This is a genomic window from Liquorilactobacillus vini DSM 20605 (genome assembly GCF_000255495.1).
Taxonomy (GTDB): domain Bacteria; phylum Bacillota; class Bacilli; order Lactobacillales; family Lactobacillaceae; genus Liquorilactobacillus; species Liquorilactobacillus vini.
Genome location: NZ_AHYZ01000100.1, coordinates 40,998 through 63,737 on the forward strand (window position 1 = coordinate 40,998; position 22,740 = coordinate 63,737).

Genomic DNA, 22,740 nt, shown 5'->3' on the forward strand with positions numbered 1-22,740 from the left:
TTTCTCATTATTACAAACAGCAGCAACAGCTAGTTTACCCTTTGGAACCATCACATATACTTTCCTTTTTCAAATGCTTAGTAACGGAGCCATAATCTTTATTATTAGTGGTTTATTAATGATTAGCTACTTACTTTTCCTGATTCCTTCTTTTCACAAATCGATTAAGAATCATCAGTAAAAATTACCCATAGCTTAACTGCTAACGAGTAATTCTTTGCCGTTTTTTATTTTAAATAATTTGGATTAACTAAGTCCTTTTTAATCACCTTGGTTGGAATTACGAATTTGGGATTGCCCATATAACCGGGAGCAATCGCAAATTGCTCAAAAACGATTACCAACTGGTGCTGGTGATTAAGATAGAATGTATGCGCTGCTTTCAAAATTGTTCCTTTAACTCCCTCATTTTCAGCCAGATCCTTTTTTGTCCAATAGATTTTATTGGATGATTTGGCGATTTGCTGTTTGATCTGATGCTGAATTTCATTACTAATTGTTGTTAGATAAGCTTGATTCTTAAACAACAACGGCAGGCTTAATACCATTTGTGCTTTTTTATCAATCACATCATATTTGACGGTTGTTGCCGAATCAGCTTTAGTCTCCGTTGTTTGTCGTTTAATAACTAGGAAGCGTTGATCATCGACCACTTTTTGATAATTGCTAGTAACTGTCAGTTTTTCACCCTTATTTTGTTTGATCTCTTTTTCTACTTGTTGATATTTTTGCTGAGCATCCGCCAAGTAGCGCTGATTCAAAGAATGGATCGCGTCACTTTTTGAATTGATTTTGGGAACTTTCAGTTTGATGCGAAAACTAGGGGCTTTATCCTGAAATTCAGCCCCCGTTAAAACTCGAACTATTCGGCCGATGATTGGTACTTTAGCTGCTGCTGAACGCCAAGGAGCAATTGAAGCAATTAACAAGATACCGACTAAGGCTGTCATTAGAACTGTTCCGGTTAATTTGCCCCAAAATTTAAAACGCTGCTGACGCTGATACTTTTTGACTTCCAGCTGAAATAATTGTTGAATTTTCTGTCCAGTTTTGTCAGGAATTGCAACTGACCGATAAGCTGTTTTTAACGCACTTAAAATATCTTTAGTAAATATCATCTAGTATCCTCCCTTCTCCAGAATCCGACGCAATTCGTTTAAGGCACGGTACATCTTGGTTTTAACTGTATTGACGTTTAAGTTCAAAATTGTTCCAATTTCTTGAAGGGTAAAACCCTCAAAAAATTTTAAAATGATGATTTCTTTTGCCGGACTATCCAACAAATCAATAATCTCTCGCAGCTCAAAGCTTGCAATCTGCGGTGTTGGCAGCATCATTTTTTCCAAGTCAAAATTTGCTTTGATTGGTTGATGCTGCTGCATCCGCCAAAAATCACGGCAGGAATTGATCAGAATCCGATAATACCAAGCAGCTGGATCATTAATCACCAAATTAGGCTGTTGATCAATAGCTTTTAAGGCTTTATTAAAACTAGTTTGCAAAACGTCAAGCGTATCTTGCGGGCTATGGGTATAACTCAAAGCTATTCGATACATTTTGGAAGATTGTGTCCGCACTAATTCTTCCAGCTGATTAATAGCTCGTTTGCGCTGGCGCCTTTTTTGAAATTGATTGAAAATCTTTCTCACCGACTTTCTGGTTCCTAATACCTAAGACGTTGCTAATTCCTAAAAAGTTTCAAAAAGTTTGCCGGATTTAGCGAAAAAATATCGCTAACATTTTCTCATTAAATAATTAGCTCGCGAGTTAAAATTGTTTTTTTTAAGGAATATTTTAAATAACTAGTCAATTGCTGTAATTGGTGCTATTATATAGCATATATACAACTGGTTGTATATATGCTGGGAGGGATTCAATCAATTGATCGATGATTTTAGTTTACAAAGGCAACTAATAAAATTAGGCAATCAATTAAGCAATCGTCGCCAGACTGACTTGGTGGCACATGATTTAACTGCTAGTCAATCTGAGATTCTGCTTTATTTTGCTGATCATCCGGGACATTTAGTCAGCCATTTAAAAAGTCATCTGCAAGTCAGTCATCAAGCCGCACAAAAATTAGTTATGAAATTGCGCCAGCGCCAACTGCTAATGATCAAAGCTGACCCGACTGACGCCCGCCAGCATCAAATTTATTTGACGCAAACGGGGAAAGACTTAGTCCAAGAATTGAAGCAACACGGAACTTTTGCTGGTCAGGAACTTTTGGCTGTTTTAACTGAACAACAAAAAATTCAGTTAGCCCACTTGATTTCATTATTATTGCAGCCTAAAAAATAAAAGGAAGCAACTTTATGCTTAAAAAATTCACTTTATTTGATTTATTACGTCGTTATCTTTGGTTTATGATTGGTTTATTTTTAAACGCGATCGGGGTCGCCTTGATCACCAAAGCCAATTTAGGAACTTCGCCGATTGCAGCAATTCCATATAGTTTATCACTTGTTTTACCGCATTTTTCACTGGGACAATGGACGATCATTTTCAGCATTTTTTTGATTATCTGTCAGATTTTCTTGGATAAATGGCCACTCAATTGGGTACAATTGGGCTGGCAGACAATTATTTCTTTTATTTTTGGCGACTGTATTGATTGGGCGATGAATTGCTTAAAAAATTTAAATCCGGCTTTTTATTGGCAGGCTTTACTTTATTTGCTGCTTGGTTGCTTAATCATTGCCGGTGGAGCTTATTTAGAAGTGATCGCCGATGTAGTCATGCTGCCTGGTGATGCCTTTGTCCGAGCCATCTGCCACCGGTGGACATCTGAATATGGACCGGTCCGCGTCTGCTCAGATATTTCCATGTCGCTTTTAGGAGCCATCATTTGCTTGATTTGGCTGCACAACTTAAAGGGCGCTCGGGAAGGAACCTTGATTTCAGCTTTATTGGTTGGCAGTCTGATCAAATTTCTGACTAAGAAGTTGCAGCCTGTGACTAGTTGGCTACTGACTGGCAAGTTCAAAATATTTTAAATCACGTAGTAAATTCAAGCTCAAAATTTTCCGTCTTTAGCTTGCGCCAGTTGACGATATCAATTCCGATTTCAATTTTGGAAACCGAGATTTTAAAATTTTTGTATTTTGGAATGACAAAGGTAAAGCGGCTGGGAGAAGAATAATTTTTCTCTCGGCCGCTGATTTTATAACTAATCAGTTAAATGCTTTTGAATAAATTCGTTGACTGGCAATCGAAAGTCTAGATAAAATTTTGCTAGTTTAGCTCGTGACCAGTCCCACCAAGCAATCTTTTCTAAATCTGTTTTGACTTCATCCGAAAAACGATCTTTAATTGGTTTGGCAGGCACACCACCAACAATCGTATACGGGGCAACATCATGCGTCACGACCGCCCCAGAACCAATCACAGCTCCATTGCCAATCGTCAGGCCAGCTTGAATGATCGCTCCATGGCCAATCCAGACATCATTACCGATCGTTGTGCGAATGGCTTTGCGCTTCTCTAAAAAATCAACATCGGTTTGGTCAAAACCATAAGCACTGCCATTATAAGCAAAAATATGTTGAGAAACCCGATCATAAGGATGGTTGGTTGGCCCAATTCGGACTTGAGCAGCAATACTAATAAATTTTTTTAAATCGCTGTTTTGCATAAAGCAATACTGTCCAGTATAATCATAATCACCAATTGTACAATTATCGATCAAATTACTGGCACCCAGTTCGACCCATTGACCCAAAGTTGTTCGTTTAAGTTGGGTTCCTTGCCCAACCACTGGTTTATCGGCTGATAATTTAGGAAAATCAATATGCATCTTTGCCAGACCCTCTTTTCAAAATGATTTATAATCGACATTTTCATCGTTATTTTAAAGGAGTGAGCACCATGTATAAAGTAAAAACAATTGATCAGTTTCCACTGACAGCTTTAGCAACTGACTTTTTCGAGCTAACCAATCAAGAAGCTGCCGATGCAATTTTAGTTCGTAGTTCAAAAGTTCCTAATAATCTGATCAGACCAGAACTTTTGGCAATTGCCCGAGCTGGCAGTGGTGTCAATACCATCAACTTAGCCGCCTGTACCAAAAATGGGACCGTTGTTTTTAATACTCCTGGTGCGAATGCCAACGCCGTCAAAGAATTGATTATCCAGTGTCTTTTCCGCTGCGTCCGGCCCTTAAACTCGGCGATTAAAATGACCGCTAATCTGCAAGCTAAATTCCAAGAAGACCTGCAAGTTTTGGCCGAAAGTCAGCGAAAGAACTACTTGGGACATGAGCTATACGGCAAAACGATCGGTATCCTTGGCTTGGGAATGATCGGCCAGCGCCTAGCTGAAACTTGTTACCAATTAGGAATGCAAGTCATTGGTTATAACCGCAGCTTTAAAAGTCTGCCACACATTCTTCAATTGCCAAAGATCGAGGAGATTCTAGCATTAGCTGATTTTGTAGTTATTTTATTACCTTTGACTGATCAAACTCGCCATTTTTTGACGAACCGCCATTTTAAATTAATGAAGAAAACTGCTTTTTTATTGAACTTTGGTCGCAATCAAATTGTTGATAATCAAGCCTTGCTCACTGCTTTAGCCAATAATGAATTTGCTGGTTACATCACTGATTTTCCCAAAACTGAACTGCAAAATCAACCTAAAATTACGCTGCTACCGCATCTTGGCGGCAATACTGCTGAAGCTTTGACCTCAAGCACTAATTTAGCTTTGCAAAGCTTGTTAAATTTCTTAGCAAGCGGTACGATTCAACAGGCTGTCAATTTTCCGGCAGTTGATTTACCTTTTGATAGTCCGCAGCGAATTACGCTTTATTTTGCCAATCACCAAACGCTTTGGAATGCAATTACTCAAACTCTCAGCAGCTATGGTCTGCCAATTAATGAAATGGCTGGCAACACAACTAAAGAAGGCTATAGCTATTCCTTAATTAATACTGATTTAAGTGCTTGCAATTTACAGCAAATTTTGCAATTGCCAACAGACTTAGCAAAAATTCCGGGAATGATCCGAGTCCGATTGTTAGATAGTCCGGCCAATATCATCCAAACCAGCAATTAATTATCAAAAATTCTATCTTCTTAAAAATTATTTGGTTATAATCAGCAGTGAGGTGATCTTTTTGGATGAAAAACAAAAAATTGCAGTTTTAAAAAAATTAATTCAACTCAAAACGATTAATGATCATGAAACTCAAGCAGCAAATTATTTAGCAGCATTATTTGCACCTTATCCACAAGCCAAAGTTCAGCGATTAACTTATGCTCCAGGACGAGATAATTTAGTGGTCACGATTGGTGAAAGTGGTCCGATCTTAGGCTTATCCGGTCATTTAGACGTTGTTGCCCCCGGGAATCTCGCAGATTGGCAAAATGATCCTTTTATACCTGAAATTCGTGCTGGAAAACTCTACGGTCGCGGCGCCGCCGATATGAAAAGCGGATTGGCGGCGATTGTCGTGGCAATGCTGGAATTGTTAGCAAAAAAGCAACCATTAGCTGGGCGGATTCGCTTATTAGCAACTGTTGGAGAAGAAACTGGCGAATACGGTGCTGCCCAATTGACGAAAGCCGGATTTGCTGATTATTTAGCCGGCTTATTGATCGCTGAACCAACTGATGGTTTTAAAAAATTGATTTATACTTCACGCGGAGTGATCGACTATCAGGTAATCTCAATTGGCAAAGCCGCTCATTCAGCTCGACCACAATTTGGAATTAATGCCATCGATAACCTTTTGACCTTTTACCGTGAATTAAAAATCCGTTTCGCTAAATTCACCAAAATTGATCCAATTTTAGGCGGCATTACCCATAGTATCACCAAAATCAACGGCGGCGAACAAGTTAACAGCATTCCTTCCAAAGCCGAAATGATGGGCAACATTAGAACCATCCCAGCTTATCCTAATCGAGTCTTTTATGAAACTATGGAAAACTTGATCAATGAACTCAATCAAAAACCGGGTTTTAAACTTTCATTAACCTATAGTTTTCCAGAAGAAGCTATTTTTGGAACACCTGATTCTCCGATCATTCAAACAGCTCAAAAAGTCTATCAGCGACTGTTTGGCCATCCTGTCGAAGTCACCGGTAGTCTTGGTGCTAACGATGGTGCTGAGTTTTTACAGGCCAAAGGGAACTTTAATAGTATTGAATTAGGCCCTGGCTCGCAGACTTCGCATCAAAGCAATGAATATGTGGAAATCAATACTTATCTGCAGGCAATTGAATTTTATCAACAATTTGCAATTGAATTTTTAAAGCAACAACAATAACACTCAACATAATTTTGGCAGCTGGCAGGGTTGTGCTTGTTAGCAATGAAAGGTTTGTTATAACTTTTAGACGTAAAAATGAAACTGGGAACATTGGTTAACTAAAAAATTAAAAATTAAAATAAAATAACTGATTTGATGAGCCTTATTTTATAATTAGTAGTGATTAACAACCCATTTATACATTAAAAGTTACATCCGAATTAACACAGACAGGTTGCTAATTTTCAGAAAAATTCTAACAACATAATTAAATAAAAATTATAGTTGACATTAACTGGCAAATGAAATTATAATAATGACATCATAAATAATTTGACTTTGAAAAGATGAGTAGCAATTAATTTTCATTAGCAGAGAACCTGGAATAGCTGCAAACAGGTATGAAAATTTTTGGTGAATATGGTCTTCGAGTTATTGAAAAGCAAGCTTGGGTGAGCTTTTCATGGGATGCCCATTACAGCACACGAGTATGTTAGTACTTGGTGAGGATAAGATTATGAGATCTTATTGAATTTGGGTGGTATCACGGAGATTTTCGTCCCTTTTGAGCTTTGGCTCAGAAGGGACTTTTTTTATTTTCAAGTCACAAGGGGGATTTTAATTGAAAAGTTACAAAAAGATTTTACTGGCAGCAGCGGTCACTGCATTGTTATTAGCGGGATGTGGCACCAAGAGTAGCTCTCCTCAGTCAAGTGACAAATACGCTAGCAAGCAGATACTGAATTGGACTGAAAGCTCAACCTTAGCAACCGCTGATTTGGCTAAAGCAACGGATACTTTGAGTTTTAATGTCTTGTTGAATACGCAAGAAGGACTGTATCGCCTCGACAAAAATGGGACTCCCCAAAAAGCGCTAGCAACTAAGACGACAGTTACAAATGGAGGAAAAACCTATACTTTTAATTTGCGAAAAAATGCTAAGTGGTCTAATGGAAAGCCAGTTACAGCACAAGATTTTGTTTACTCATGGCAACGCACAGTCAACCCTAAAACAGCTGCACAAGATGCCTTTTATTTATATCAGGTTAAAAATGCTCAAGAAATTAATCGCGGTAAACAACCTTTGAGTTCTTTAGGAATCAAAGCCTTGGGTAAATATAAGTTACAAGTTCAGTTAACTAAACCAGTCAGTTATTTTAAAAAATTACTTTCCTGGCCATTATTTTTCCCATTGAATAAGGCAACAGTTGCAAAGTATGGTACAAAATATGGTACCCAGGCTCGCTACACGGTTTCTGATGGGCCATTTAAGTTAACCAAGTGGACCGGTACTAATAAAAAGTGGACTTTAGTGAAAAATAATCACTATTGGGACAAAAAGAATGTTCATTTGCAAAAGATTAATGAACTGGTAACTGAAAGTACTACCACTAGTTATGAATTGTATAGCAGCAAAAAAGTTGATGAGACCTTGTTAAGCGGTCAGCAAGTAAAAAATAATGTTAATAACAAGGACTTTGTTAAACGGCTGCCGACAGCAACGACCAGATTGGATTTGAATCAAAACAAAGTAGCGGCTTTCAAAAACTTGAATATCAGACGAGCAATCTCATTAGCAATTAATCGTCAAGCTTTGACTAAGGATGTATTAGAAGATGGTTCAACACCATTAAAGGGCTTTGTACCAGCTGGTATGGGAAATAATCCTACGACCAAACAACCTTTTTATCAGGAAGCTTACGTTAAAAATGCTGTCGCCTATAATTTAAAAGAAGCCAAGAAATTATTAAATAAGGGTTATAAAGAAACCAATACTAAAAAACTTAAATTTACTATTTTAACCTCTGATACCGACAGCAGCAAACAAGCAGTTGAATATTTGCAGAGTGCACTGGAAAAACTACCAGGTGTTTCAGTTAATGTTTCAACAATTCCGTTTGTCCAGTTAATTGCCAAACAGCAGGCTGGTAATTATCAAGCCTCGATTAAAACTTGGCAGTCAGTTTTTGCTGATCCAATCAATTTCTTGGATATTTATGAAAACAATTCTTCATACAACAATTCAGGCTGGCAAAGCAAAAAATTTGATAGTCTATTGAATGAAGCAGAAAACACCTATGGTAATCAGCCAGCAAAACGGTGGCAGAAGTTAGTTGCTGCGGAAAAAGTTTTGATGAATCAGCAAGGAACGATTCCTTTGTATCAAGTGGCTAAATCACAATTATTGCGTTCAAATGTTAAAAATGTAGTTTACAATCCTGCCGGTGTTCCTTATGACTGGAAAGAAACATATATTGCTAAATAATCATTAAGAAGGTGCCCAATTTGACTGAAAGTTATCAGAATTTTATTGAACAATTATTTATCAAATACGCTAAAGTCAATACGCGTTCGGATGAAGATAGTCAGGCAGTCCCAACTACTCAAGGGCAAGTCGAACTTGCTAAGATAGTTTTGCAAGATTTAAAGAAATTGGGAGTAGCAGATGTTGTTTATGATCCTAAAGATAGCTATGTAGTAGCTTCTTTACCTGCTAATACAACAGCTGACATTACTCCAATTGGTTTTATAGCACATTTGGATACGGCGGATTTCCCGGCTGAAAATGTTCAACCGCAAGTTCACGAAAACTACGATGGACAAGATGTGGTTTTAAATGAAGCAAAAAAGATTGTGCTGCGAGTTAGTGAATTTCCCAACTTAAAAAATTATCGTGGTCAAAGACTAATTACCAGCGATGGAACAACCTTATTAGGAGTGGATGATAAAGCTGGTGTTGCCAGCATTTTAACGGCCGTTAAGTATTTATTGGAACATCCTTCGCTTAAGCATGGTCCAATTAGTTTTGCTTTTGGACCGGATGAAGAGATTGGCCGGGGTGCTAAGCGTTTTGATGTCAGCAAGTTCAAAGTCAAGTTTGCCTATACCCTGGATAATGGGTTGCCTGGTCAATTAGAGGCTGAAACTTTTAATGCTGCTCAAGCTAAAATTAAAATCAAAGGGACTTCAGTTCATCCAGGAAATGCTTTTGGTTTGATGGTTAATGCCATAACTTTAGCTAATCATATTATTTCATTGTTGCCTGCTGGAGAAGTACCAGAAAAAAGTTGCGGTCATCAAGGTTTCTTTTTAGTGACAGATTTTAAAGCAACCATTGCCCAGGCTGATTTGAAGATAATTATCCGCGACTTTGATCAGCAAAAATTTAACGCCAAGAAAAAATTATTGCAGCAGATTGTGGCCGATTTAAATCGGCAGTTTGAGCGGCCAAGAATTACGCTAGAACTTAAAGACCAATATTTTAATATTGGCGATGTAATTCAGCAACACCCATATATTACCGAATTAGTCTTAAATGTATACCATAAGTTAGGCTTAAAAGTCCAAGTTCACCCATTTCGTGGCGGTACTGATGGAAATTTTTTGACAGCCAAAGGAATTCCAACACCCAACCTTTTTAATGGTGGAGAAAACTTTCATGGGCCATATGAGTTTGTAACGACTGAAGCGATGTTAACCACGAGTAAGACAGTAATCGAGATCATTAAAGAGCACGCTCAAAATGATCACTATCAATGATTCTCATTTTTTAGGTAACTTAACCTAAGCATTATTAAAATAGACCCTGTCGTCTGTAGCACGGCTGGGTCTATTTTTGAGTTAATTTTATTAATTAAGTCAGTTCTTTATTTCACTGTTAGCTCGGCTGCAGTTGCTTTAATATACGACTTGGCCCACAAAACTCCACATGCTTCAATGTTTATATTTCTCATTCGCCATAATATTTTTAACTAGACCATTAAACCACTTTAAAACAAATTTATTTAAAATTTCATCAGCGTTAATCCGTTTTGTTTTATCAAAAAATATAGGTAACGTGTCGTACAGTGTACTCTTTCCTGCTCCGTTAATACCGGCAACAATAATATATTGAGGTTTATTTATCAACGGACAAAAGCCTTTCGCTTAATAACCTTATCTTGTCTTTTATCTAAAAAGTAAGTATATAGAGCATCATATACTTTGCGCTTTTCCGAGTCTGGATCATGTAATGACTTATTGAGTAAATCTTTTAAATCCGTTTCTTTTGCAGTTTCTAAAAAGTCATTAATATTGAGCCAATCAGCAACTTCTTTAGCATCTTTGAATTTTGTTACTGGTAAATTTTGGGTTGCCTCTAAAAGATGTAAATTAGCTTTTTCTGCTTCACTTAAAGCTGGTTTAAACGGTAATGCTCCGTCTGCTACAATTCGCTTATAAAACATGTTAATCGCTGTGGTTGGATTTAGACCCAATTCGCTTAAAACAGCTTTGGTATCATTGGCTAAGTCTTTGTCAATCTGGACTTGTACACGTTTCTTTTCCCTAACTGCCATGATTGTTTTGCTCCTTTCGCTTACTACTCACCTTGTAAGACTGTTTGAGCAGCTTTTCAATTTATATATTTTTTTAAAGCTAACTGATCATCTAGTTAGCAACCACACTATTGTTCATAACCACTATTATCTCATTTAAGCAGTTTTATTCTCAAATATACAGTTCGGTTACCTTTTCTGAGCAAATATATGGTATTGTTCCGTGGCCTGTTTGTTCCACTAAACATCAACCGGATTTTGCATTGTCCCATTAGATAGTTTTCCACTTTTTAATGTGTTCTCAATTGCTTCTAAGCGCGTTAAAGCATCGACGTAAAGTTTTTCTTAATTCAGAATCAGCTAGAGCGATTCAAGTTCTCAGATCTTTGGCTTCTTTTTCAACGGCATATTTAACATTGTGGATAATACCAATAAATCGGCGCATTTATTGCAAAGCTCGACACTAAAATCTAACTAACTGAACAGCTTGGGCCTCTAGGAAGATAGGTAAGCTGCTATTTTCGTCAATTAAAAAGTCAGCACCATGGGGCACGAGCTCCTGGTTTTGTTCTTAACTTTTAGCTATCTCAGTTGGCTGGGTATTAGCAATACCGACCTGTTCTTTTTTTCAGCAACATACTCTTTCATTCTCTTCATCGCTGCTTTTAAATTTTTCATTGAAGAAGCATAGCTAATTCGAATATGTCCTTCACCACCAGGGCCGAATGGCGTACAACCTGCAACTGCAACTTGATAATCATAAGCAAGTTCATGACAAAATTCGTCTTCATTCAGCCATGTTGGCAATTTAAAGAAAATATAAAATGCTCCTTGTGGCTTTAAGACTTCAAATCCGATTGCCTTTAATTCTTGATAAACAAAACTTCCTCTTTGCTGATATTGTGCTTTCATTGCTTGACTGTCGTTAAAACCATTTTCAAAAGCCTCTTGGGCAGCATCTTGAGCAGCATAGGTTGCTGTTGTAACTGAAAACTGATGCAATTTAAAAATTTCTTTAACAATAACTTTAGGAGCGCAGATAATTCCAATTCGCCAACCAGTCATCGCATGCGATTTTGAAACACCATTAATCAAAATAGTCTGGTCTGGAAGATATTCGGCCACAGAAACATGCTTTTTGCCATAAGTCAGTTCACTATAAATTTCATCAGAAATAACGAAAACATTATAACCCTGTAAAACAGTCACAATTGCTTGGACATCTTTTCGACTATAAGTTATTCCAGTTGGATTAGCTGGAAAGTTTAAAATAACTCCCTTAACTTGATCGCCATATTTATCCAAAGCTGCTTTTAAGCGCTGGGGTCTTAAAATATAATTATCTTTTGAAGTGTTGATAAAGATTGGCTCAGCTCCATGCATTTTGGTGATTGGAATATACATTGGCCAAATTGGGGTGGGAAGAATGATCTTTTCACCCTTTCCAGGATTGATAATTGAACCAATTGCAGCTGAAATTGCCTCCGTTGCACCAACTGTTACAATGACATTTTCATAATCATATTTCAAATTATACTTTCTATCCAAAAAGTTAGCCGCTGCTTGGCGCAGGCCAAACGTTCCAATTGAAGTTGGATAATGGGTATGATTGTTTTTAATGCTCAAAATTCCGGCTTCTTTAATATGTTCTGGCGTATTAAAATCCGGTTCACCCAAGGTCAATTTAATAATACCTGGAATACTAGAAACTTCCTGATCGAACTCCCGAATCTTTGAGGGGGTAATCTCTCTCAAATCAGATCGAATTCTTTGTAACAATTGTTTTGTCTTTTCACTCATCAGCAAACCCCTTTCTAAATAAATTCCTGTTAGACATTTCTTTGAAAAAAGAGCAAGCAAATTAAAAATTGCAATAATTACTTGACGGTTTTTTCTAAACACATTCATCTTAAAAGCTTTATTATGTTAAGAAGAATAACATTAATATTTAAAATTAACATCAAAAAACCTATCTATGTTAACTTTGTCGCTTGCCAATCTTTAATCATGAGCTATTAATTTGGAAAAAAACTATTCAAATAATTATAAATAAAATGTTTCAGGAGCTTTTTTGAGCAGAAAAGTTAACAAAACTTCAAAAAAAGTTTTGTTATTGCTGCTCACTTTAAAGATCAGATTAAGGTAATATATTTTATATATTCAGCCGTTGTTCATGATTCAAACTAAGCTGCTTAATACGTTTCTCAATTTTAACAGTGATTTTTTAAGTCTTTCATTTGCAAAGAATTCAAATCTCACAGCTTAAAACATTAACAGTTTGGAAAAGCAGATTCTTCATTATCCATTAAAAATTTTTAAACTCTTTTTTTTCAGCTAACAATATGTTAAATTACGTGGCATGAAATAATAAATTTTTTTGAGGAGCTTATAAAATGCGGATTGAAAAAGATGCTATTGGAACTTTAAAAATTACAGATGACGCTTATTACGGGATTCATGCTAAACGAGCAGCGGAGAATTTCCCTCTTGGTGAGACTCGAAAAGTTGATCCACTATTGCTTAAGGGACTGATTCAAGTTAAACAAGCTTGTGCTGAGACCAACTATTTGACAAACAACCTGACTAAAGAAAAATTTCAGGCGATTGTTGAAGCCGGTGACGAACTGCAACAGAACTTTGAACATTACCAGCAAGAATTCATTGTCCCTAATATTCAAGGTGGAGCCGGAACTAGTACCAATATGAATGTTAATGAAGTTATTGCTAACCGGGCTTTGGAACTGCTTGGTCATCAAAAAGGCGAATACCAATTTCTACATCCCAACGATGATGTTAATCGTAGTCAGTCAACTAATGATACTTATCCCACTGCTGGACATTTAGCCTTGATTAAAGTCAGTTCGCAACTAACCAGCACAGTTCAAGACTTAATTGTTGAATTTAAGAAATTAGCTCAAAAAAATAAGCACGTCTTAAAACTCGGACGTACTCAACTGGAAGATGCTGTCCCAACAACTTATGGTTTATCCTTCCAAGCTTATGCTGATTTATTACAACGCTGCAAACAACGCTTACAAATAGCTCGTGAGAAATTACTGACGATTCCACTCGGTGGAACAGCGATTGGAACAGGTATTAATACAACAACCGCCTATCAGCAAAAAGTTGTACCAGTATTGGTCAAACGGACGGGATTACCGCTCAAACAAGCTGAAAATTTGATTGATGCCGTTCAAAACACTGATTGTTACTTGGAAACAGCTGACGCTTTCAAGAATCTCGCAACTTCCTTAGGAAAAATTTCTAATGATTTGCGCTTATTAGGCAGCGGACCGCGGACTGGGTTAGGTGAATTAAAAATACCTAAAGTTCAAGCTGGTTCATCGATCATGCCTGGCAAAGTCAACCCGGTTATTCCCGAATTTGTTAACCAAATTGCCTTTCAAATTATCGGTTATGCCACGACGGTAACTTTTGGAGTTGAGGCTGGCCAACTTGAATTGAATGCTTTTGAACCGGTCATGTTTCAAGATCTGTTAGATGGTGCGCGGCTTTTAACTGCTGGCATTCAAAGCTTGATCACTAACTGCCTGCAAGACTTAACAATCAATGAAGATCTTTGTCAAAGCAATATTGAGCACTCAGCTGAAATTGCCACAATTCTAGCTCCTAAAATCGGCTATGCAGCTGCTACTCAGCTTGTCAAACAGGCTTTGAGTCAAAAAGTTTCAATTAGAAGTTTACTGCAAAGCAAAGATTTCTCCACTGAGAAAATCGAACAGCTGCTGAGTCCTGAAAACTTATTGGGGCCTAAATGCGTTAAAGATAAAGCTTTAGCTCATTAACTCTCCGGAACAATTTCAAATCTTAATTTGATCCCATTTGGGTCAGTCAAGGCCAGACTTTGATCTTTCAAAATTTCAAAGTTCTGGCCTAATTTTTCAAGATTTTCTCTTACCCGGGCTAACTCAACTTCATCCGGGGTAAAGAATGAATAATAAGCTAAGCCTAAATCGTGCTGATCCATTGCTGGCAGATTACGGCCGTTCCAAATATTCGTTCCAAGATGATGATGATAGCCGCCACTGGCAAAAAATTTGGCCGAGTTACCAAAATTGGTCTTTAAAGACAGGCCTAAAACATCAGTGTAAAATTCTTCAGTTGCTGCCAAATCAGCGACTTTTAAATGTACATGGCCAATTTTAGTGGCTGCGGGGAAACCTTGCCAATTTTGATCAGCAGCAGCAACCACTCCTTGAGCATCCATTTCGATCGTAATTCCTGGGATTTCACCATCTGGTCGAATATCCCAAGCTGAACGTGGCTTATCACGATAAACTTCGATGCCATTACCTTCAGGATCAGTTAAATAAATTGCTTCACTATAGCCATGATCGCTGGCTCCGATGATTGGGGCTTGAACATTCAAGTAATGGATCAAAGCATTCCCCAAATCTTTGCGACTAGGCAGTAAAAAAGCCGTATGATAAAGGCCTGTTTTCCGCGTTAAGGGAAGCGGTGACATAATCTGTTGCAGGATCAGTAATGGTTTTTGACTGCCATGGGCACCTAAAATACTGCGTGTTAAACCTTGTTCATAAACATCAAGCCCAATAATATCACGATAAAAGCTTGTCTGAGCATTCAAATCAGCAACCTTAAGGGCTACCGTTCCTGGCTGGGTTGCCGCAGCTAATTGAAAATCTGGAATAATCACTGTCATAATTTTTGCCTTCTTTTTATATTTGTTACATTAATTATAACATCTAATTTGAAGGAAGCAAGTCTTTTAGTGAATCCTTTTTAAGCTTCTGAAAATCCTTTAGATAATCAAAAACAGTCCGCTCAACTGATTATTTTTCAATAACTAGCTAAACGAACCGTTCTAATTGACAGTTATATATCGTTACTTACTATACTTTTTCTGTAACTGTTTTGCTTGATCTAGCATCTTCTTATTAGTACCATTTTGTTTCAGCTTGCTGATAACTTGGTTGACCCGCTTAACCAGAGCTTGGTTGTTTTTGGCAATCCCGGCTGAATATGATTGCGATTCTTTTTCGATTGGCATCTTGACGGAAGCAATTGCATACTGATCTGGATATTTAGAAACATAACCTTCTGCGACCCCACTTTCAACTAAAACACCATCTAACTTATTGTCTTTCAATTCCGTCGCTAAACTCGTTACAACACTTTCAACAACAAGATCACTCTTCTTAAGTTTTTTAGTTGCAACAGCTTGCTGAGTACTGCCTTGTTGAACACCGATACTCTTTTTGGCTAATTGGCTAATTGAACTGTATTTATTTTTATCAGCTTTTCTAACCAATAAAACATTCTTAGTTGTGTAATATGGTTCTGAGAAACTGATACTTTTTTTACGCTGTTTAGTAATGGATAAGCCCGAAAGGATCATATCGATTTTCTGATCTTTTAGTTCAGAAATCAATGAAGAAAATTCAACATTTTCAATCTTCAGCTTAACTCCCAAATTTTTTGCAATTTTTTGAGCCAGCAGAATATCGTAACCAACGATTTTCTTTTGACCATTTTGAACGATTGGAAATTCAAATGGTGCAAAATCAGCCGACGTCCCAACAATTAAGGTCCCACGATTTTGAATCTTTTTGACGCCATTAGTTTTGCTGCTGTTTGAGCATCCGGCTGCTAAGAAAACTAAACTTACTACTAGCAGGCTTAAAATTATTTTCGACCAACTTTTACTTTTCATGTTTCCGTCCCCCATAAATTCAGATATGAATCAAATTCAACTGCTTTATAGAATTAATATAAACTCATAACGCATAAAATGCAACTAAAAATGAATAATATTTGTAAAAAAAGAATTTTAATACATTATGTTTAGAAAATAAATATTTTTTTGCTAAAATTTAATAAACAGTACTAGCTTAGCAGCCACAAGTCAGTTTAGGACGCAAAAAGCTGAAACAATTTTGCTTCAGCTTTGCGTGCAGTATTTAGTTTTCAAACCGTTGACGAAGATCCATGACTGAAATAATCTGTGATCAATCACTGTTTTTCCCCCAGCGTTCAGTAACTTTTGTCCAATTAACAACCTGCCAAAAAGCGGTAATATATTCTAGCCGCCGGTTCTGATACTGTAGATAATAAGCATGTTCCCAAACATCTATGCCTAGCAACGGAACCTGATCTAACATTAACGGCGAATCTTGATTAGCTGTTGCGGTGATCGCTAGCTGACCATCTTCATCGATCACCAGCCACGTCCAGCCCGAACCAAAAACTTGCTGAGCTGTAGTCGCAAATTGGCGTTTGAATTTTTCAAAGCTTCCAAAAGCTGTTGTGATTGCTATCAGCAGTTGCTGCGGTGGCATCTTTGGAGGATTTGGGGTCAAGCTTTCCCAAAAGAGAGAATGATTAGCATGACCACCGCCATTGTTTCTAATCGTCATAGCGACTTGATCTGGCAATTCGGCTAAATTAGCCAACAACTGGGATAAAGTCCAGTCTTTAGCTGCCGGGTAAAGTTCCAACGCTTGATTTAAGTTGTCAACATAGGTCTGGTGATGCCGATCATGATGAATCTTCATGGTCAGCTCATCAATATAAGGTTCCAAAGCAGCATAATCATACGGCAGTTGCGGTAAACTATAAGCCATCGCTGTCGACCCCTTTCTGGTATCTTCAAAACATCTATTCCTACTTTCAAGATACCGTAGCTACCAGCAGCTGTCGATCAAAATGCCTAACCGACCTGCAGTAAGAACATAAACAAACCCATTGTCACGACTGATAACAAAGTACTAACTAACTGAGTTGAAGCCATCTCATCTTCATGAACCCGGCTTTGGATTGCCAGCATGCTCGGCATTGCCGCTGTTGGAATTGCCAAAGTGATCACCACTAATTGTTGAAAGGCTTGACTGGCACCAGCTAAAGACATTGCTCCCCAAATTGCCAACGGCAGCGCCAGATTTTTAAGGCAAACATTCAAGATAACTGCTCTGGTCAGCTGAAAATGTTGTACATACAGCATAATGCCAATCGAAAACAAAGCCACCCCACCAGCTGCCTGTCCCAGTTCACTAAAAAGCGGCAACCATTTCTCAGCTAATTGAAAACCGCTTAAATTCAAGATAAAGGCTAAAATTGGTGCCCAAACAAGCGGCTTTTTCAAAGCACTTAACAACCGCTCACCCGCTTGTTGAAACCCCTTGGCCGTTTGTTCGCCTTCACGACCAGCCGCCGACAGCAGCAGGACACTTAATGGTACTTGAATCAAATTCAAATACAAGCCGCAGATAGCTACCAAGATCACACTATCAGTCGAGCCAAAAATAATTGCTAACACGGAAGTTCCCATAAATGGAACCGAGGGGCAAGCGACCGACAAAGCACGCAAAACAGCCAAACTAAGGTGATGCAAATAGAGTTGATAAATAATAATCAATAATCCAAAAGTTCCAATCATTCCGACTCCCAGCCAGATAAACAGCGGAATATCTTGAATGATAACTTGCCGGCTCGTTGATAATAAACCGCCAAACAGGCTAAGCGGCAAAGCATACGACATTACAAAACTGATAAAAGCCTGACTAGCACCTTTGCCAAACTGTTTACGCCAGCCTGACAAGAAGCCTAGTGCTAAGGTAAAAATAATTGGTGAAATTGCAGTAATCAAAGTTAATGGCAAAAAAAACACTTCCTCACAGCAGCTCAAAAGCTTTATCCTGATTTTGATAAAAATAGAATTAGAAACTAATGAAAATTTTAACATAAATAACCGGAGAAAGACTGATTTGAGCAGCTTGTTTTATTAAGCATTTTTGGAATTTTACTTATGAAAATAAAGTTAACCGTTTAAAAACGGTTAAACACGGATTTTTCTAATTTTATAAGTAAAGCAACTCAAAATCGTTTTCAATTTAAGATTCAATTTTTGCTTAGCCATTTGACTTTTGAAAATTCAGTCAGTTTGGCTTGATACATCAACCAGGTTAACTTGTTCGACCACCTTTCAATTATTTATGTGGTACACTAACCAAAAGCTTTTCTAAACTAGGTGATTCAAGCTATGTATCATGTTTTAGTTATTTCTGAAAATCGAATTTTACTGCAGCAGTTATGGCAGTGGCTAGCTGATCGATCTAATTTGATTATTCAGCTGGTCCCTTTCAGCACCGATGCATTGAACGCCTTTTCAGCTAATCAAGTTGACTTAATAATTATTGATGCCAATATTTTACTGCCCTATCAGGAAATTCTAAATGACTTAACCCAAGCTCCTTGGAACTACGGCGTCTTGTTTTTAGGTAAAGATTTAACCTCTGCTAATTATCAGCATCCCCTGATCAGTCTGCAATTTAAGCAGTTAAACCAAACAGCCTTTAAAAAGGCCCTTGACTGCTTGCTTCAACAACTCGGCCACAGCCATCCAGCAACTGAAAAGCTTGGCTTGACAACTTTTCAATCAGTAACTGAGCTGCCATATGGCACTTACCATCTCTTATGGATCAAAACATTTGCTCAAGCCATTAATTCATCGGAAATCAAGCAATTGCAAAATTTTTTACAATTAAAATTTTTAACTCTGATCAAGTTAAAAAAGCCTGATGAACTGTTAATTCTGATTAATCGGACACAGCTTAATTCACAATTAAATTTTCTCCAGCTTAAAAAAGAACTAATCATCCTTTGGGGCGCAAACTGCAGCTGCGTCTATCGTAAAAACAGCGCCTCAGTTGAACTAAAACAGCAATTAATTAGTTTTAATCAGCTGCAGGATCTACATTACTTTCTGCGTGGAGAGATCTTAATGTCACCTGTTAAGCCACGTACCAACAGTCTGAATTTAACTTTGATCGAACAATGTCTTACCTTCAGTCAAGCATTATTTTCGGGTCATCTGGCAACTGCTCAGCATCTATTGCAGACTATTTATCTTCAGCAAATCAAATCTCAACATAGTTTTATTGCTTTAGCTTATCTACGACTACAAATCAGCTTTTTCATTTATTTAACCGAACATCAAGAAACCGAGCTGACCAGTTGGAACTTTGCAACTTTAGAAGATGAGCTGCAAGCTTTGCTCAAAGATCAATTTTGGCAAAAGATCAAATACCATTCACCAATTATTAAAACAACCTTAATTCAGTGTCTTCAAGTAATCTGGCAGCATTTTTCGCAAGGCTGGTCGCTTAAAGAAACGGCTTTTCAGCTAGCCATCAACAAAACCTACTTAAATCGAATTTATAAAGATCAGTTTCAATTGACGATTGCTGATACTTACACCTGGTTGCGGCTTGAATTTGCCAAAATCTATTTATGCTATAGTACGGCAACCATTAACCAGGCTGCCACAGCCGCCGGATTTAAAAGTGTCAGTTATTTTAATCGCGTTTTTAAAGCTCGTTATCAAACAACGCCTAAAAGTTATCAAGTAAAAGTGCGAAAGGAAGAGAAACTTAACTATTATGAAGACTATTTGGAACCATCGCAGTGGATTGATTGAGTTCGCTGAACAACCCGAACCAGCTTTACAGTCAGCTGACGATGTTAAGATCAAAGTTATTTATAGTACAATTGGGATTCAGGACCTACGCTTAAAGCGCCAGTGGGATTTTTATAGTAAAGAAGGAATCGCCGGTTATGAAATGGCTGGAATAATTGTTGCCACTGGCAGTTCGGCCCAAAAGGCCGGTTGGCAAGTTGGCCAGCCTGTTTCAGGAACGGTGGTCCAATTTTGCGGAAAATGTCCAGCCTGCAAGCAGCAACAAGAGCAAAATTGCATGCAGCTGCGAGTCAAAAGTGGAACGCTCTGTCCTTATATCGTCTGGAAAACCGACCAATTAGTTCATTTGCCAGCTAATGTTTCCTTGGCAACTGGCTGCTTGCTTGAACCGGTCGCAGTTGTCAAAATGGCCTATGACAAACTGCAAGTCAATGATGCCGATCGAATTTGTATTTTCGGCGGTGATTTCAATGGCTTGATCTTGCTGCAGTTGATCAAGCGTTACACGCAAGCTGTTGTCGTTGTCGTTGAAAATAAAACTGAAAACAAATTACTGGCACAAAAATTTGGTGCTGATCAAATCATCGATCCACTGACTGATAATCTCGCAACTGAGCTTTTAAAACGGTCGGACTTTATTGGTTTTAACAAAACCGTCCTAACTACCTCCAAGTATCCGGCCTTAATATCGGTCGCCATCAATACTACTGCTCGGGGAGGCTTGTTTTTGACCACTGTCTATTTTGATCGTCAACAGTCAATCGCCGTAAATTCAATCAAGTTTTTTGCTATGAACCTAACTATTATGAGTTCATTTTTATATACCAAAAAAGTGCTGCACCAGACAGCAACTTTGTTAGCACAACTTGATTTAAATAGTTTGATTCGCCGTGAATTTAGTTTCTCAGCCGCTTTGAACGCTTATAAAGTCGAACAAGAACAGCTTTATCCACGGATCGGTATCAGAGTAAATGATCCAGATCAGTTGACTTAGATTGTAGAACTTCGCGCGAGTCAAGTGAAGCACCAAAAACAAAAAATCTTTGATACAGATATTCAGTGATGCCATTGCATAAGAGATTGATAATCGTTACCAGGTAATCGTTCCAACCCAGCACCGTTACTAAATAGTTTCCGCCAATTGTTGAAACTGGAGTAAAAATCGAGTAATAGAAAAAGACTTTCAGCATTGCAATCGGAATATTATTATTTGATTTAAAGGTAAACCGCCGATTCAAAGTAAAGTTCCAAATCACTGATAGAACCAGCGCAATCAGATACCGATTCCAATAAGGAAAATTGCTAAACTGCGTCAAAAGTGTAAATGAACCCATTTCGACTACCCCAGCTGAAGACGCAAAAGTAAAATACTTAATTGTTCGCAATAATTCTTTTTGACTGCTTGCTTTCATTTCCAAAACTCCTTTCTCCTTAAAACCGCTGCTAAAGACTTGGAGTACTGACCATTTGTTGGGCCTCGCTTAATGCTTGGTCTAAACGACTAATGACTTTCTTAGCAGTTATCTGGTCCATTAATAGATTGGGCTTAAATTGTAAAACTGACTTATCAAAATCAGCCATCACTGCCCAAACGCCATTTTTGATCAATGCTACCATTAATGCTTGGCCACCAAGGGGATGCGCCGTTTTTAATCCCATAATCACTCCGCATTGTCGAACCTCAACCAAAAATTCGCGATGCTTTTGCTGCAGCTTAGCCAAGTTTAGCTGAAAGAACTCCGTTAGCTGATCAATATTTTGTTTAACGGCTGGCCGCTTTAAGATATCTAAGACCTTAGAGGCGACAATACAGCCTAATTCTGTCCCATTGAAAGATGATGTGTGTGCAAAACCATCTTCTTTCATCCAGCTAGCTGCCTCATCATTCATAATGACTGCTGACATTGGATAATACCCCCCCGATAATCCTTTGCCGGTAACGATCATATCGGGTACAGCTTTAAACTTGCAACAGCACCACATTTGACCGCTGCGCATCATACCAGTTTGAACCTCATCAGCAATATACAAAGCACCATATTGATGGGCTAATCGTTGAACCTCTCGGTGATAATTTTCAATTGGCATAGGAAAACCAGCCGTTGCCGGAATAGTTTCAATCAGAACTGCTGCGGTATCATTTTTTTTGAGAACCATTTCCAGTTGTTCCAAATTATTATATGCTATATGCGTATAGAGCTTAGGATCCGGCGTCATATTGAAAAATTCAGCTAGTTTTGGATTGCCAGCTTGCATCGCAATCCCGGTTCCGCCATGAAAGGCACAAGCTAAACTAATAATACGCTGGCGTTTCGTTGCGCGTCGGGCAAACTTGACAGCGGCATCAATTGCTTCTCCGCCACCATTTAAAGTGAAAACATATTTCATATTTTCTGGTGAAGCTGCCAAAAGTTTTTCATTCAACTCATTTTTATACCGCGAGGGGAAATAATGGTTGCCTGCATCAACTACGTCCATTCCATCAATCAACGCTTGCCGGATCTCTGGGTTTCGATGTCCCAAATTAAATACTCCGCCGTTGGAATGCATATTAATGTATTCATGGCCATCCAAATCCTCAAAGTAGCTGCCTTGGCGCTTGCCCATTACCATTTCAAAACCAAATTTTTTAAAAGTTGCCACGCGATCAGGGTTCCAGATCTTAGCAGCTTCAGCGTAAATTTTTCCTGCTTCTTTACTCATAATCACTTACT

19 protein-coding genes, 3 pseudogenes and 1 other annotated feature are annotated in these 22,740 nt (G+C 38.0%); of the genes and pseudogenes, 9 read left to right on the forward strand and 13 right to left on the reverse strand.

Annotated features, from left to right (window positions below; translation table 11 throughout):
• Positions 1 to 227: 227 nt before the first annotated feature.
• Together ON15_RS06440 and ON15_RS06445 are read right to left on the reverse strand one after the other, a co-directional pair.
• Positions 228 to 1,118, reverse strand: a complete 891-nt coding sequence (locus ON15_RS06440; protein WP_010580671.1) for an RsiV family protein — start codon at positions 1,116 to 1,118, stop codon at positions 228 to 230.
• Positions 1,119 to 1,649, reverse strand: coding sequence for an RNA polymerase sigma factor (locus ON15_RS06445; protein WP_010580672.1), 531 nt, complete (start codon positions 1,647 to 1,649; stop codon positions 1,119 to 1,121).
• A gap of 232 nt (positions 1,650 to 1,881) precedes the next feature.
• Between ON15_RS06445 and ON15_RS06450 the strand changes: the two genes are divergently transcribed.
• Positions 1,882 to 2,301, forward strand: a complete 420-nt coding sequence (locus tag ON15_RS06450) for a MarR family winged helix-turn-helix transcriptional regulator (protein WP_010580673.1) — start codon at positions 1,882 to 1,884, stop codon at positions 2,299 to 2,301.
• Positions 2,302 to 2,315: 14 nt separating this feature from the next.
• The gene (locus ON15_RS06455) at positions 2,316 to 2,996 is read left to right on the forward strand and encodes a YczE/YyaS/YitT family protein (protein WP_010580674.1); all 681 of its coding nucleotides are present in this window, start codon (positions 2,316 to 2,318) and stop codon (positions 2,994 to 2,996) included.
• 173 nt (positions 2,997 to 3,169) lie between these two features.
• On the opposite strand, the gene ON15_RS06465 is transcribed toward ON15_RS06455, so the two are convergent.
• A complete protein-coding gene (locus tag ON15_RS06465; RefSeq protein ID WP_010580675.1) occupies positions 3,170 to 3,796 on the reverse strand; it encodes an LbetaH domain-containing protein in 627 nt (208 codons plus the stop codon).
• A 71-nt stretch (positions 3,797 to 3,867) separates the two neighbouring features.
• Here ON15_RS06465 and ON15_RS06470 point away from each other — a divergent pair, with 71 nt between their 5' ends.
• From ON15_RS06470 to pepT, 4 genes are all read left to right on the forward strand, one after another.
• Positions 3,868 to 5,055: an NAD(P)-dependent oxidoreductase gene (locus ON15_RS06470; protein WP_010580676.1), complete on the forward strand. Its 1,188-nt coding sequence runs from the start codon at positions 3,868 to 3,870 to the stop codon at positions 5,053 to 5,055.
• 61 nt (positions 5,056 to 5,116) lie between these two features.
• Positions 5,117 to 6,271, forward strand: coding sequence for an ArgE/DapE family deacylase (locus ON15_RS06475; RefSeq protein WP_010580677.1), 1,155 nt, complete (start codon positions 5,117 to 5,119; stop codon positions 6,269 to 6,271).
• Positions 6,272 to 6,583: 312 nt separating this feature from the next.
• Positions 6,584 to 6,820 (forward strand) — a binding site (T-box leader).
• 55 nt (positions 6,821 to 6,875) lie between these two features.
• Positions 6,876 to 8,519, forward strand: coding sequence for a peptide ABC transporter substrate-binding protein (locus tag ON15_RS06480; RefSeq protein ID WP_010580678.1), 1,644 nt, complete (start codon positions 6,876 to 6,878; stop codon positions 8,517 to 8,519).
• A gap of 20 nt (positions 8,520 to 8,539) precedes the next feature.
• Complete coding sequence (gene pepT, locus ON15_RS06485) at positions 8,540 to 9,793, forward strand: peptidase T (protein ID WP_010580679.1); 1,254 nt, start codon at positions 8,540 to 8,542, stop codon at positions 9,791 to 9,793.
• Positions 9,794 to 10,018: 225 nt separating this feature from the next.
• Here the strand turns inward: pepT and ON15_RS12000 are convergent.
• From ON15_RS12000 to ON15_RS06500, 4 genes and pseudogenes are all read right to left on the reverse strand, one after another.
• Positions 10,019 to 10,162, reverse strand: a pseudogene (locus ON15_RS12000) (zeta toxin family protein); the annotation flags it as partial.
• A 155-nt stretch (positions 10,163 to 10,317) separates the two neighbouring features.
• A pseudogene (locus ON15_RS12005) lies at positions 10,318 to 10,590 on the reverse strand (type II toxin-antitoxin system RelB/DinJ family antitoxin); the annotation flags it as partial.
• 219 nt (positions 10,591 to 10,809) lie between these two features.
• Positions 10,810 to 11,137 (reverse strand): annotated as a pseudogene (locus ON15_RS12010) (replication initiator protein A); the annotation flags it as partial.
• Between the two features lie 14 nt (positions 11,138 to 11,151).
• Positions 11,152 to 12,369, reverse strand: coding sequence for an aminotransferase class I/II-fold pyridoxal phosphate-dependent enzyme (locus ON15_RS06500; RefSeq protein ID WP_050999203.1), 1,218 nt, complete (start codon positions 12,367 to 12,369; stop codon positions 11,152 to 11,154).
• A 593-nt stretch (positions 12,370 to 12,962) separates the two neighbouring features.
• Here ON15_RS06500 and ON15_RS06505 point away from each other — a divergent pair.
• Entirely contained in the window at positions 12,963 to 14,375 is a 1,413-nt protein-coding gene (locus tag ON15_RS06505) for an aspartate ammonia-lyase (protein WP_010580683.1), read from the forward strand.
• On the opposite strand, the gene ON15_RS06510 is transcribed toward ON15_RS06505, so the two are convergent.
• From ON15_RS06510 to ON15_RS06525, 4 genes are all read right to left on the reverse strand, one after another.
• Positions 14,372 to 15,253, reverse strand: coding sequence for a VOC family protein (locus ON15_RS06510; protein ID WP_010580684.1), 882 nt, complete (start codon positions 15,251 to 15,253; stop codon positions 14,372 to 14,374). The two genes, ON15_RS06505 and ON15_RS06510, sit on opposite strands and share 4 nt — an antisense overlap.
• Positions 15,254 to 15,436: 183 nt before the next feature.
• Complete coding sequence (locus tag ON15_RS06515) at positions 15,437 to 16,264, reverse strand: transporter substrate-binding domain-containing protein (protein ID WP_010580685.1); 828 nt, start codon at positions 16,262 to 16,264, stop codon at positions 15,437 to 15,439.
• Positions 16,265 to 16,559: 295 nt separating this feature from the next.
• The gene (locus ON15_RS06520) at positions 16,560 to 17,174 is read right to left on the reverse strand and encodes a superoxide dismutase (RefSeq protein ID WP_010580686.1); all 615 of its coding nucleotides are present in this window, start codon (positions 17,172 to 17,174) and stop codon (positions 16,560 to 16,562) included.
• An 86-nt stretch (positions 17,175 to 17,260) separates the two neighbouring features.
• Positions 17,261 to 18,208, reverse strand: coding sequence for an AEC family transporter (locus ON15_RS06525; RefSeq protein WP_010580687.1), 948 nt, complete (start codon positions 18,206 to 18,208; stop codon positions 17,261 to 17,263).
• A gap of 381 nt (positions 18,209 to 18,589) precedes the next feature.
• Here ON15_RS06525 and ON15_RS06530 point away from each other — a divergent pair, with 381 nt between their 5' ends.
• A complete protein-coding gene (locus tag ON15_RS06530) occupies positions 18,590 to 20,026 on the forward strand; it encodes a helix-turn-helix transcriptional regulator (RefSeq protein ID WP_010580688.1) in 1,437 nt (478 codons plus the stop codon).
• A complete protein-coding gene (locus ON15_RS06535) occupies positions 19,989 to 21,020 on the forward strand; it encodes an alcohol dehydrogenase catalytic domain-containing protein (protein WP_010580689.1) in 1,032 nt (343 codons plus the stop codon). Before ON15_RS06530 ends, ON15_RS06535 begins: the two co-directional genes overlap by 38 nt.
• On the opposite strand, the gene ON15_RS06540 is transcribed toward ON15_RS06535, so the two are convergent.
• Positions 20,989 to 21,438 (reverse strand): GtrA family protein, encoded by a 450-nt coding sequence (locus ON15_RS06540; protein ID WP_034991764.1) that lies wholly within the window; start codon positions 21,436 to 21,438, stop codon positions 20,989 to 20,991. The genes ON15_RS06535 and ON15_RS06540 overlap by 32 nt on opposite strands.
• A gap of 31 nt (positions 21,439 to 21,469) precedes the next feature.
• Positions 21,470 to 22,729 carry a class-III pyridoxal-phosphate-dependent aminotransferase gene (locus ON15_RS06545; RefSeq protein WP_010580691.1) on the reverse strand — a complete coding sequence of 420 codons (1,260 nt, stop codon included), beginning with the start codon at positions 22,727 to 22,729 and terminating at the stop codon, positions 21,470 to 21,472.
• Between the last annotated feature and the right edge of the window lie 11 nt (positions 22,730 to 22,740).

Coding starts and splice junctions, on each gene's coding strand:
- ON15_RS06440 (WP_010580671.1), bottom strand. CDS start 1,118: ATGATATTTACTAAAGATATTTTAAGTGCGTTAAAAACAGCTTATCGG.
- ON15_RS06455 (WP_010580674.1), top strand. CDS start 2,316: ATGCTTAAAAAATTCACTTTATTTGATTTATTACGTCGTTATCTTTGG.
- ON15_RS06465 (WP_010580675.1), bottom strand. CDS start 3,796: ATGCATATTGATTTTCCTAAATTATCAGCCGATAAACCAGTGGTTGGG.
- ON15_RS06470 (WP_010580676.1), top strand. CDS start 3,868: ATGTATAAAGTAAAAACAATTGATCAGTTTCCACTGACAGCTTTAGCA.
- ON15_RS06500 (WP_050999203.1), bottom strand. CDS start 12,369: ATGAGTGAAAAGACAAAACAATTGTTACAAAGAATTCGATCTGATTTG.
- ON15_RS06505 (WP_010580683.1), top strand. CDS start 12,963: ATGCGGATTGAAAAAGATGCTATTGGAACTTTAAAAATTACAGATGAC.
- ON15_RS06510 (WP_010580684.1), bottom strand. CDS start 15,253: ATGACAGTGATTATTCCAGATTTTCAATTAGCTGCGGCAACCCAGCCA.
- ON15_RS06515 (WP_010580685.1), bottom strand. CDS start 16,264: ATGAAAAGTAAAAGTTGGTCGAAAATAATTTTAAGCCTGCTAGTAGTA.
- ON15_RS06520 (WP_010580686.1), bottom strand. CDS start 17,174: ATGGCTTATAGTTTACCGCAACTGCCGTATGATTATGCTGCTTTGGAA.
- ON15_RS06530 (WP_010580688.1), top strand. CDS start 18,590: ATGTATCATGTTTTAGTTATTTCTGAAAATCGAATTTTACTGCAGCAG.
- ON15_RS06535 (WP_010580689.1), top strand. CDS start 19,989: ATGAAGACTATTTGGAACCATCGCAGTGGATTGATTGAGTTCGCTGAA.
- ON15_RS06540 (WP_034991764.1), bottom strand. CDS start 21,438: ATGAAAGCAAGCAGTCAAAAAGAATTATTGCGAACAATTAAGTATTTT.
- ON15_RS06545 (WP_010580691.1), bottom strand. CDS start 22,729: ATGAGTAAAGAAGCAGGAAAAATTTACGCTGAAGCTGCTAAGATCTGG.